This is a genomic window from Lacrimispora sp., from assembly GCF_032078915.1.
Classification (GTDB): Bacteria; Bacillota; Clostridia; order Lachnospirales; family Lachnospiraceae; genus Lacrimispora.
The window spans coordinates 1-11,034 of sequence record NZ_DAMAUN010000139.1 but is presented as its reverse complement, the minus strand read 5'-3'; the positions used below and the strand labels follow the sequence as shown (position 1 = coordinate 11,034).

Here is an 11,034-nt window from a genome sequence, read left to right as displayed (position 1 = left end):
CCTCTTCTGGAACCATACCGAAAGAATGGGAAGCGTAGTGATAATCCTTATGTAAATTTTTATTGGGACTTTTGCTCCCAAGGGAAGCCGGCTTATGTACCTATTCAGTTTCTTGGGCTGATCGAAGCAATACAATTGATTAGAAAGGCAAGAGGCATAGCTGTTCTTGCTCACCCAGGGATCAATATCGGGCAGGATCAGAAGATTCTGGAAAGCATAGTTTCATGTGGTATTGATGGGATGGAAGTATACAGTAGTTATCATGATGAAAACATGGTTGCTTTTTACAATAAGCAGGCTGAAAAATTTCATTTACTGAAAACCATGGGCAGTGATTTTCATGGCAAAACAAAGCCGGCAATCAAACTGGGCAGTATGAGCTGCCATGAAGAAATAGATATTTATCATCAATTGAAGAAAAAACTTCATGAGGCGGCGGTATAAAAATATTTGCTTATCGAATATTGAAGCAAAAGGACTTGAACCAGACAAAGGCTAAGGGTATGTATGCAACATGAACACCCAAATGTCAGGAACGGATATCGTATGCTTTATAAATGGAATGTAGGATATTTCTGTGGAATAAAGCTGATCCCATCAAACTGGCTATACTATAACAGCATGTATGGATATAGCATAGAACAATATATAGAACGGCAAACACAGAAGTGGAAGAAGAAAAGAGAAAAACAGATAGAAATATAAGGGGGGCAACCTAGAAATAGGTTGCCCTGCTTTATTGTTTTGGTCTATTATTTTGTAAAAAATCTGAGCGGGATTCGTTCAGACATGCTTTTTCTTCGCTGTTACTGCTGCGCCAGCGCATGCATGAGTTCAGCTGTAGCTGGATAAAGTCTGTCATAAATATCCTGGTATACCTTGTAGGTCTCATGATTTTTCGCGTCGGGCCGGTAGGTTTTGCCGGGCTTGATAAACTTGGTCAGGGCAGCGAAATTTTCAAATCCGGGATACTTTACGGCAGTGGCCGCCATCATGGCATCCCCAAAGCTGGCTCCGATGGTCACAAGTGGTGTGTTGATCTCCTTGCCAGTCACGTCCGCCACAATCTGCATCCATAATGGATTCTGCACGCCGCCTCCCACGGCGAATATCTGGTCGATTATTACGTTGTCGTGGGCTTCCATAAGATTCAGCTGCTGGTTGACGGAGAATGCCACGGATTCCAGGGCGCTGCGGTACATATGGGCTCTGGTGTGGGCCAGGGTCAGTCCCAACAGGCAGCCTCTTGCCAGGGGATCATTGATGGGAGTCCGCTCACCGGCGAAATAGGGCAGTGTGATCAGCCCGTCGCTTCCCGGTGCAATTTGATCAACACCCTCCATCATGGTCTGATAGGCTTCCAGCCCGCCAGCCCGCTCGATTGCCAGGGCATCTAAGAACAAGGTGTCACGGTACCATTTGGTAAGGGAACCGGCTGCGTTGGTCCCGGCAGAAATGTCACATAGGCCCGGAACGATAAATTCTTCCCGCCACAAGCGGTCATCGTCCACTAGCTCCTTTGTTCCTAAAATCATGTAAATAGAAGAACCGAACTGAATCATCATCTTGCCGGGAGCTACCACTCCGATGCTGATGGCCTCCGCACCGGAATCATCGGTTCCCGTGATGACCGGAGTACCCTCTTTCAGACCGGTTTCTGCTGCTGCCCGGGCGGTAACTCTGCCTGCGATCTCGTTAGACTCTTTGATCTCTGCCAGCTGGTCGGGGCGGCAGATGGGAGCGCATAGTCTGGTGTTGGGCGTTCCGTCCCGGTCGTACAGGGGATTGAAGCTTGACAGCCCCAGGAACCGGTCCACCACATAATTTCCTGTCAGCCTGGCGGTGATGAAGGTGGAAGCTGTAATGAACTTGTGCGTTTTCTCATAAACCAAGGGCTCATTGTTCTTGATCCAGAGAATTTTGGGCATCACATCCGAGGAACAAAGAGGCCGTCCGTACCATTTCTTGATCTGTTCTTCGCTGTAAAGCTCTGTCAGTTGTATCATCTCCTTGGTGGCCCTGGAGTCGATGCCATAGAGGATAGCTTTTCGCAACGGGCGGCACTGTTCGTCCACAGGCAGGCAGTCCGCGCCCAGTGCGCTGGCCCCCACAGCCAGAATGTCTGCAGGGTCTACCTGGCTGTCTGCGATCAACTGCCGGCTGATGGTACAAAAATCCCCCCACCAATCCATATCTGCATCATGCTCATAGTGGCCGGGCCTGGGATTAGTCATGGCGTGTTCAGTAGTTCCGGTGGCAATGATGTTGCAGTTCTGGTCGATCAGTACGCCTTTGCTGGAGTTGGTTCCCGTGTCAATACCCATAAAATATTTTTTACCGATCATGTTTACCTCCATAAGAAAGTGTAATTCAACTGTGCCCGCAGGTCTGTGGGACGCTTGCTTTTGGAATCGATGCTGTAAAGAGTATGTATAAGCTTAAAAATGCTGCAATTACAAACACGATGCAACAGGTGGGAATCATGGTTCTAGTGATAGCCACCTGGCGTAATGTGATTCCCAAATTCAAGACTCCTTTTAATTCATAGATTTCCTTAGATCGTACGATGGACAATTTTGCCGTCCACCAGTGTCAGGCACACTTTGATGCTGCGCATCTGGTCCATGGGGGTCTTGAACACATTCCCATCCAGCACTGCGATGTCTGCCAGATTGCCGGCTTTAAGGGTGCCCGCCTGAGATTCGCAGCCCAGGTTGTACTGCCCGCCATAGGTCCAGGCTTTTAATAACTCAGATGCGGTTAGAGTGTTCGCCTCGTTGAAGGGCGCACCTCCTTCAGGGAACATGGCGCCTACCGTGTGGTAGATAGACTCAGGAATATCGTCGTAGAGCAGCGGCAGGTCCGTGCCGCAGGAAATCGTCACACCGCTGTCAGCCATTTTCCGGCGGTTCCAGTAGTTTTTGCCACGTTCCAGGCCGATTTTCTCCTGAATCATTGCCAGCTTGCCGTCCCGGTCTGCGATAGACATGATCTGGGGATAAATCTCTGCCACTATGCCGAGAGCTCCCATGCGCTCCAGATCAACAGGATCCGAGCACTCCAGATCTGTGATTGCATGACGGTTTTTTACCTTGCCGTCCGGTCCCCTTTGGCACTGGTCGAAGATATCCATGGTCCTGCAGATGGCTCCATCACCCTGTGCGTGGAGAGAAAAGCGGAAGTTCTCCCTGTCGGCTGCCAGGGTATCCTTTCTTAATCCTTCCCAGTCAATAGCTTTGGCGCAGCAGGTATCCGCGCAGAGGTAGGGAGACTTCATTTCACCTTCCAGCTGGCTGATGGATCCGTCGGTCATCTGGTTATAGCCTGAGAAATGTACGAAACTGCCGTGGAAGGAATCCCGCATCTCCTTTCCATATTCCAGATTCATGGGAAAGCCTACAGGCTGACTCATGAAATGCACTCTGGCTGTCAGGGCATTCTCTTGTTCTAATTTCTTAAGTTCTTCTGTAAAACCATAGAAGTCGTCAAAGCCCATTTCCTTGACAGAAGTAATTCCCCTTGAATTCATCATGGACAGATATTTCCTGAATTCCGGTACGGAAAATTCCGTCTGTCCCAGAATATGCTTCAGAAGGCGCCAGTAGCTCTCTGACCAGCAGGTGTCCGGGGTGAAACGGTATTCCCTGCGGGCAGCGCTGTTCATATAGCAGCTTTCGCCTCCCTCCATAAAGAGGATGACAGGCACGTCCCCGAACTCCTGGTCCAGTCGGTCACAGTTCAGCTCCGTGAAGCCGGGGTGCACTCCTCTTGCAAGCACTGTCGCGCCTGGGATCAGGGTTTTCTGGTAAGTCTTAGCATCTGCCACCGCCTGGTCCGCGTTTTGGCATGCACTTAAATCGGTCCCCGCGATGGTCAGCAGATATCCGTTGAAAAAACAGTGCACGTCTGTAAATCCCGGGCAGATGAGCCGCTCCCCCAAGTCAAGCACCTGGGTGTCAGGTCCGGTGTACTCAGCTCCGTCTGAGGGACCTGCGGCCAGGATGCGGTTTCCTGATATGGCGACGAAGCCTGCTTCAGGAACAGAAGCAAGGCCTGAGAAGACAGCATTGGAACGTAATAGAATGTCAGCTTTCTGCATAATACAGCCTCCTTTGTAAAGATAGTAATATTAATAAGTTACCTATAATTTCATACCAAATCTGAGGTCATCATAACACAGCAGGAATATGGATTCAATCAAAAAAAGAGTTTTAAGAGAATATTTGTAATAAAAGTAAAAAAATATGTTTGAAAATGTACATAATGCACAATTTATAAAACTAAGTGGGTGAAAAAATAGGAATGATGTTGACATTGGCCATTTCATTTGATATGTTAAAAGCGGTATTAAAATATAGAGAACATATATAATAAAATGGGAGGTAATAACACATATGCTTTGGACTGAGGAAATGTTTCACACGAAAAAACCGATCATCGCCATGCTGCATCTGGATGCCCTTCCGGGAGATCCCATGTATTCTCCGGATAATGATATGAAGACAACTGTGGCACACGCCAGGGCGGATCTTAAGGCGCTGCAGGAAGGCGGTGTGGACGGGATTTTATTCTCCAACGAATTCAGCCTTCCCTATGAACGGAATATGAGTTTCGTTACGCCTGCCAGCATGGCGCGGGTTATCGGAGAGCTCATGAGCGAGATCAGAGTGCCTTTTGGAGTGGATTGTATCTCAGACGGTCTGGCTACACTGGAACTGGCTGCTGCGGTGGGTGCTGACTTTGTGAGGGGAACCTTCTGCGGCGTCTATGTGGGAGACGGTGGGTTGTACAATAATGACTTTTCAAAGCTCTTAAGGCGCAGGGCTGCCCTGCCTCTTGAAACGCTTAAGATGCTCTATTTCATCAACCCTGAATCTGACCGGAATCTGGATACCAGACCTTTGAAGGATATAGCCAAGTCCACGATTTTCAAGGCTAATCCGGACGGGTTATGCATCTCAGCCTCAGCCGCCGGGCAGGATGTGGACAATGAGTTGATCGCACAGGTAAAGGCGGCAGCTCCGGAGGTGGTGGTTCTGTGTAATACAGGGTGCCGCAGGGATACAATAGAACAGAAGCTGGCTACAGCGGATGCTGCGGTGGTGGGGACTACATTTAAGGAAAACGGGGATTTTTCCGCACGCGTGGATGCAGCCCGCGTGAAGGAATTTATGGAAGTGGCAAAAGCATACCGGGAGAGTTTAAGAACCGATAGCTGATTGCAATGGATTTAAGCGGCAGGCTTCATTCGCAAGTGAGGAAGGCGATCCGGGCAGCCAGGGAATCAGCTGGTGTTGGAACGGGCGGAAGGCCTGTGCATTAAAACTAATTAATAAGATTGGATTGGAGGCAGAGAAGCCATTGCCCGCCGGGCTGTACACATCAGCATCCGGCGAGTGATGGCCTTTTTGATATAGAAATGCTTTGTACTCATCTGATTATCAAATGAAATATTGGAAATATTTGACTTGACTTCCAATGGCTTATGTATAATATGCACTAATATGTGGACTAAATTATGTGAAAAATAATAAATTGACACTAATATATTGATCTGCTATACTTCAAGTGGTATAAAAAAATCATTAACATATATAGTGAAGAGGAGAGGGAAAATGAGGGTTGCTGTTATCGGAGACAACTGCATTGACGTGTATGAGCGGATTAAAAAGAAATACCCCACCGGCAATGTGGTGGACACGGGAGTCAATATTCAGAAGCTGGGAATTCCTGTATCCATTATCAGTACAACCGGTTCCGATGAAAACGGAAAATGGATGGTGGAGACACTGGCCAGAGAAGGGCTGGATTTGAGTCACTTCAAAGTGGGAGACGGGCCGACTGCCATCACTTACATGGACATGGACGGGCTGGACCGTGTGCATGGGGATTATGTGGAGGGGGTGCTGGAACATATTGTGTTTGACGATGAGGATATCCGCTTTGCCGCAGCCCATGACCTGGTGCATACCGCGCTGTGGGGAAAAGCGGAGGATGCCCTGCCGAAGATCCGTCAGCTTTCCGGCGCGCCGATCAGCTTTGACTATGCAGACCGGTTGGATCATGAACTTGTTGAGAAAACCCTTCCATATGTGGACTATGGATTTTATTCCTACCATAAGGTGCGGGATGCATTTATTGAATCCTACTTAAAGGATAAGGTGAACAGAGGCATGAAGGCTGCGGTGGCCACTTTTGGCGATAAGGGAAGCCTGGCCTATGACGGCAACCGGTTTTATGAGGGAGGCATTTATCCTGCGCGGGTGGTGAATACTGTGGGAGCGGGTGACAGCTTTATCGCTGGATTCCTCTATGCAGTTCTTAATGGGTCGGATATTGAGACGTGCCTGGACACAGGCGCGAAGATAGCTGCCAAAGTAGTCAGCACCTTCAATCCATGGGAGAAGTAATTGCAGCGAACATTAAAGAACACGAACAAAGGGGGTAATTTATGAAACTAGGAATGTTTACTTCTGGCTACCAGCGCAATCCGCTGGAACACTGCTTTCAGGACGCAAAGCGTTTCGGCTATGATTTTATCGAGCTGTGGGGCGGCAGGCCTCACGCCTTTGCACCGGATTTAAAGGCAGGGGAAATCGAGGAGGTGAAGCGCCTGATCGACAAATATCAGATGCCGGTTTTGGGATTCACGCCAGAGCACAACGCCTATCCTTACAATTTTATGATTGGAAGCGAGCGGCAGCGGAAAGATGCAGTGGATTACTTAAAGCTGTGTCTGGATATGGCAAAGGAGATGGGCTCTGACTATATGCTGGTGTCCCCGGCCCATGCCGGATACCTGGCAACCTATGAGGAGATCTGGCACCGGATGGTGGAGACCTTGAGAGAACTGACCGGCCACGCTGAGAAAGCTGGTGTAAAGTTGGTGGTGGAGACACTGACGCCCTATGAGAGCAACGCGTTCAAGAGCGCAAATGATCTGATGGAACTGTTTAGGCGCATCGATTCCCCCTATATTGTGGGCATGTGTGATGTGGTGCCGCCTTTTGTCCAGCATGAAAGCATCATGGCTTACATTGATAAGCTGGGCGAAAAAATGTATCACATGCACATTATTGACGGGGAGCAGGGGACAGACAGCCACATTGTTCCCGGCGAGGGCTCCATACCGCTTCCGGAGCTGTTTAAGGAGCTGAAGGATGCCGGATATGAGAAGACTGCCACATTGGAGCTGGTGACTGGATATATCAACGAACCCAGGCTGTATGCCAGGAGAGCCATCGATAACGCCCGCGCCTATATGAGGGAAGCTGGCTTCTGACTGACGGACGGGAAGGGAGACTTATCATGTTTATTGACATTCATGTACATCCGGCGTTTTATGAACCGATCAATGAGGACGCCAAGGTGGAGGAGTTAAGGCATGACGCCCTGGACATCCACTTAAATGGAACGGCGCCTCTGCAGCACATATTCAACCAGATGCGCTGCGCGGGACTTGACCGTCTGTGCCTGCTGCCGGAGGACTACTCTACAGAGTATGGCAGGCCGCTTGTAACAAATGAGGAGATCAAAAGGCTGGTGGATTTAGCGCCGGACCGCTTTATTGGTTTCGAAGGGGTGGATCCTCTGGCTGAAGGAGCTGCGGATAAGCTGGAGCACGCGTTTGGAGATTTAAAACTCAAGGGATTGAAGCTTCATCCATCCAGGCAGCATTTTTATCCGTCGGATGAGCGGCTGAATCCGATTTATGACATCTGCGAGAAGTATCACAGGCCTATAATCTTTCACAGCGGACTGTCCTGGGAGCCCAATACTCTGGCGAAATTTTCCAGGCCCATTGAGTTCGAGGAGCTGGCAGCCGCCAGACCAGGCCTTAAGATCTGCCTGGCCCACTTCGGCTGGCCCTGGGTGCAGGAGACAGCCATGCTGATGCTGAAATATCCTAATGTTTATGCGGATACGGGAATACTGTATTTTGACAATGCTTTGGAGTTTTACAAGAGGGTATTTAACCATGACATTCCCGCCACATGGATTGACCGAAGTCTGAGGCATCAGGTAATGTTCGGAAGCAACAATCCGCGTTTTGAGCAGATCCGCATGGCGGACGCCATTTCGCGTCTGGGCTTCAGAGAGAGTACCCTGGAACTGATCAAAGGCGGCAATGCCATCGAATTCCTGGGCGGATTAGAAGATACTTTCACCGGCGGTGTTACCGGGGAAAGGTAAGGAGGGGCACCATTGGTAGACACAAGTTCAATTACACTCCTGACAACGGAATACAACCAGATGATCCGGATCACCGGTGAAATCGAAAAGGCCGTGAAGGAAAGCGGAATTCAAAGCGGAATTGTCAACGTAATCAGCAGACACACAACCACCGGAATTACGGTGAATGAGTCCCTGGAATGCCTGGAAAGTGATATATCGGAGTTCCTGGCCAGGATGGCCCCTGAGGACTGGCCATATGCCCACGCCAGAATGCTCCGCGACTACGGTTCTACGGCCGGCAATCCCACAGGTCACTTAAAATCACTTCTCACAGGAAATCACTGCCATCTGCTGGTAAGCGGAGGCTGCATCCAAAAGGGCGGGGCTCAGGAGGTCTATTTTTGCGAATTTGACGGACCGGCCCAGAGAACAATACTCATCCAGGTGATGGGCGAGTAACGGTTTCAAGCAACAGATGCGCGTCCGCGGGGACGTGTAGTCATATACGGTTATGGGGAGCTTATTAAAAAATACAAATAAAAAGGAGAAAGAGTATGTCAAACGTTAAAACACCGGAACAAAGTGCCAACGAATTAAAGCGGAAGCTTGGTCTTGGCGCCGTAATCGCTCTCGGAGTCGGCACAACAGTAGGATCCGGAATCTTCTCATCACTGGGTGAGGTGGCGGGAGCCGCGGGTAGCAGTCTGTTTTTGGTGCTGTCCTTCCTGATTGGCGGAATGCTGCAGATCCCGGCCAACTTCTGCTATGCGGAGCTGGCCAGCGCCTTCCCTGAGGATGGCGGACAGTATGTTTACTTTAAGGAAGCGGGATCACGTCCTCTGGCATTCCTCTGTGGCTGGATCAGCTTCTGGGCCACCGATCCGCCGTCCATCTCCATCATGGCCCTGGCCATTGCTAACTACCTGGCGTTCTTCATTCCGGTGCACGGTTTGATTCTCCGCCTGGTGGCGGTTGGTTTCGTGTTGATTTTCATGATGCTGCATCTGCGCTCAGTGGAAGGAGGCGGTAAATTCCAGATCTTCATCACTGCTTTGAAGGTTATTCCCTTTGTGCTGATCGTCGGCATCGGTATCTTCTTCATTAAAGGAGACTTATTCCTGTCCTCCGCGCCGCTGGCAGGAGTGACCGCAACCGGTTTTACCGCTCTTCTGGCCGGTATCTCCGCCACAACCTGGTCCTTTGATGGTATGGCGGCGGCCTGCTATATGTCCGGAGAGATCAGAGAACCCAAGAAGAACCTGCCCAGAGGACTGATCCTCACTGCATTTATCGTACTTGCCCTGTATGTTGGACTGACCTTGATTGCTTCCGGTCTGCTGTCTGTTGGCGAGCTGGCTGCCTCCGAGGCGCCTATCGCACTGCTGGCATCTAAGATTCCGGTTATCGGCGGATATGCTGGAACTATCGTGGCGGTAATGGCAGTGATCGTGGTAATCGGATCTCTGTCCAGCTGTATCATGTTCCAGCCGCGTATTGAGTACGCCATGGCAAAGGATGGCCTGTTCTTCAAAGCTTTTGGCAAGGTTCATCCCAAATATGAGACTCCTTATTTCTCCATACTGGTTCAGTGTGCAGTTGCGATTGTTCTGATTTTTGCCACCTCGCTTTCTGACCTGCTTGGTTACTTCACTCTGGTAGCTCTGCTAAAGAACTTCCTTACCTTTGGCACTATCATTGTGCTGAGAAACAAGGCACACTACAAACCTGCATACAGGATGCCTGCAAGGCCTTTGATGGTGGGTGTGGCTATGCTGATCACAGGAACCCTGATCTGGTCAACCTTTATCTGGGCGCCTATGGCAGGTATTGCCTGTGCGCTGATTGCCGTGGCTACAGGACTTCCGGTATATTACTTCTGGGAGAGCCGGAATAAGAAGGCAGCAGCCAGGAAATAGCGGTTTTCTCCAATTAGAGAGATTGACACTTTGAGACAGATGTTCTAAGATTGAATATGATGAAACAATATTTGTATTTTAAGTATGAAAATAAAGGAATGTCTGCCATGAGTTTAGATCGCCAAAAGCCCCGTGATGAGGCAATGGAAAAAATTGAAAATTATATAATAAAAAATCATTTAAAACCGGATGAGAAGCTTCCTTCCGAACGGAGCATGTGCGAGATGTGGGATTTTAACCGGTCCACCCTCAGAAGCGCGATCAAGCAGCTGATTCTGGAAGGTAAAATCTATAACAAGAATGGTTCGGGAACCTATGTGGCCAGGGAAAAGTTGGTCCGCAACCTTCAGGATGTCTATGGGTTTTACCAGACAGCACAGATTGCGGGGCGGGAGGTCGATACAAAGGTGCTCCTCGTGGATTTCTGTGAGACTCCCAAGAATATAGGACGCAAAATGAAACTGCCGCTGGGGCACAAGCTGATACGGCTTGTGCGCCTGCGCTATCTGGATGGGATACCGGTGCTGATTTCCACCATCTATCTGGATGCCCAGCGTTTTGCCGGGCTGGAACAGATGGATTTGGACAAGGTTTCTCTCTATGCTGTTTTGAAGGAACAGTATGGTGTGGAGGTTTCCGGCGGCATGGAGAAGCTGAGCATCGCCTACTGCGATGAGGAGGAAGCGGGTTATCTGGAGATCGAAGAAGGTGCTCCTGTGATTTATCAGTCAGGTGTGACGATGGACCAGCAGGACGTGGTATTTGAATATTTTAAGGAGATCACCCGGTCAGAATACGTTTGCTTTGCAAGCGAGCTTACGAGAAGGTGAGTTCCTTTCTGGCAAATGGAGGAATAAAATATGAAACTTGCTGCAGTTGGCAATAACTGTATGGATGTCTATGACAATACCGGGAACGCTTACCCAGGCGGCAATCCTGTAAA

The 11,034-nt window shown here is 49.5% G+C and carries 10 protein-coding genes and 1 pseudogene; 8 read left to right on the top strand and 3 right to left on the bottom strand.

The genetic code is table 11. From position 1 onward, the window contains the following. Window positions 1-444, top strand: a pseudogene (locus RT269_RS28435) (PHP domain-containing protein); the annotation flags it as partial. Window positions 445-806: 362 nt separating this feature from the next. On the opposite strand, the gene RT269_RS28430 reads toward RT269_RS28435, so the two are convergent. From RT269_RS28430 to RT269_RS28420, 3 genes are read right to left on the bottom strand one after another with little or no spacing between them, the layout of a single operon-like run. Further along, window positions 807-2,345 (bottom strand): FGGY-family carbohydrate kinase, encoded by a 1,539-nt coding sequence (locus RT269_RS28430; RefSeq protein WP_313187770.1) that lies wholly within the window; start codon window positions 2,343-2,345, stop codon window positions 807-809. Between the two features lie 25 nt (window positions 2,346-2,370). Further along, window positions 2,371-2,523 (bottom strand): hypothetical protein, encoded by a 153-nt coding sequence (locus RT269_RS28425; protein WP_313187769.1) that lies wholly within the window; start codon window positions 2,521-2,523, stop codon window positions 2,371-2,373. Between the two features lie 31 nt (window positions 2,524-2,554). Next, window positions 2,555-4,099 carry an amidohydrolase gene (locus RT269_RS28420; protein WP_313187767.1) on the bottom strand — a complete coding sequence of 515 codons (1,545 nt, stop codon included), beginning with the start codon at window positions 4,097-4,099 and terminating at the stop codon, window positions 2,555-2,557. Between the two features lie 295 nt (window positions 4,100-4,394). Here RT269_RS28420 and RT269_RS28415 point away from each other — a divergent pair, with 295 nt between their 5' ends. The 7 genes from RT269_RS28415 to RT269_RS28385 all read left to right on the top strand — a co-directional run bounded on the left by RT269_RS28415 (window position 4,395) and on the right by RT269_RS28385 (window position 10,921). Then, window positions 4,395-5,219, top strand: coding sequence for a BtpA/SgcQ family protein (locus RT269_RS28415; RefSeq protein WP_313187765.1), 825 nt, complete (start codon window positions 4,395-4,397; stop codon window positions 5,217-5,219). A 396-nt stretch (window positions 5,220-5,615) separates the two neighbouring features. Next, window positions 5,616-6,410 (top strand): fructoselysine 6-kinase, encoded by a 795-nt coding sequence (gene frlD, locus RT269_RS28410; protein ID WP_313187763.1) that lies wholly within the window; start codon window positions 5,616-5,618, stop codon window positions 6,408-6,410. 41 nt (window positions 6,411-6,451) lie between these two features. After that, a complete protein-coding gene (gene frlC, locus RT269_RS28405; protein WP_313187761.1) occupies window positions 6,452-7,282 on the top strand; it encodes a fructoselysine 3-epimerase in 831 nt (276 codons plus the stop codon). Window positions 7,283-7,308: 26 nt separating this feature from the next. Beyond that, window positions 7,309-8,193 (top strand): amidohydrolase family protein, encoded by an 885-nt coding sequence (locus RT269_RS28400; RefSeq protein ID WP_313187760.1) that lies wholly within the window; start codon window positions 7,309-7,311, stop codon window positions 8,191-8,193. 12 nt (window positions 8,194-8,205) lie between these two features. Beyond that, window positions 8,206-8,634 (top strand): secondary thiamine-phosphate synthase enzyme YjbQ, encoded by a 429-nt coding sequence (locus RT269_RS28395; protein ID WP_313187758.1) that lies wholly within the window; start codon window positions 8,206-8,208, stop codon window positions 8,632-8,634. A gap of 95 nt (window positions 8,635-8,729) precedes the next feature. Continuing rightward, on the top strand, window positions 8,730-10,091 hold the full coding sequence (locus tag RT269_RS28390; RefSeq protein ID WP_313187756.1) for an amino acid permease: 1,362 nt from the start codon (window positions 8,730-8,732) through the stop codon (window positions 10,089-10,091). A 107-nt stretch (window positions 10,092-10,198) separates the two neighbouring features. After that, window positions 10,199-10,921 (top strand): GntR family transcriptional regulator, encoded by a 723-nt coding sequence (locus tag RT269_RS28385; protein WP_313187754.1) that lies wholly within the window; start codon window positions 10,199-10,201, stop codon window positions 10,919-10,921. Window positions 10,922-11,034 lie beyond the last annotated feature (113 nt).

Excerpts from the sequence above, each read along its gene's own strand:
- frlC (WP_313187761.1), top strand. The coding sequence starts at position 6,452 with ATGAAACTAGGAATGTTTACTTCTGGCTACCAGCGCAATCCGCTGGAA.
- RT269_RS28385 (WP_313187754.1), top strand. The coding sequence starts at position 10,199 with ATGAGTTTAGATCGCCAAAAGCCCCGTGATGAGGCAATGGAAAAAATT.
- frlD (WP_313187763.1), top strand. The coding sequence starts at position 5,616 with ATGAGGGTTGCTGTTATCGGAGACAACTGCATTGACGTGTATGAGCGG.
- RT269_RS28390 (WP_313187756.1), top strand. The coding sequence starts at position 8,730 with ATGTCAAACGTTAAAACACCGGAACAAAGTGCCAACGAATTAAAGCGG.
- RT269_RS28420 (WP_313187767.1), bottom strand. The coding sequence starts at position 4,099 with ATGCAGAAAGCTGACATTCTATTACGTTCCAATGCTGTCTTCTCAGGC.
- RT269_RS28415 (WP_313187765.1), top strand. The coding sequence starts at position 4,395 with ATGCTTTGGACTGAGGAAATGTTTCACACGAAAAAACCGATCATCGCC.
- RT269_RS28400 (WP_313187760.1), top strand. The coding sequence starts at position 7,309 with ATGTTTATTGACATTCATGTACATCCGGCGTTTTATGAACCGATCAAT.
- RT269_RS28430 (WP_313187770.1), bottom strand. The coding sequence starts at position 2,345 with ATGATCGGTAAAAAATATTTTATGGGTATTGACACGGGAACCAACTCC.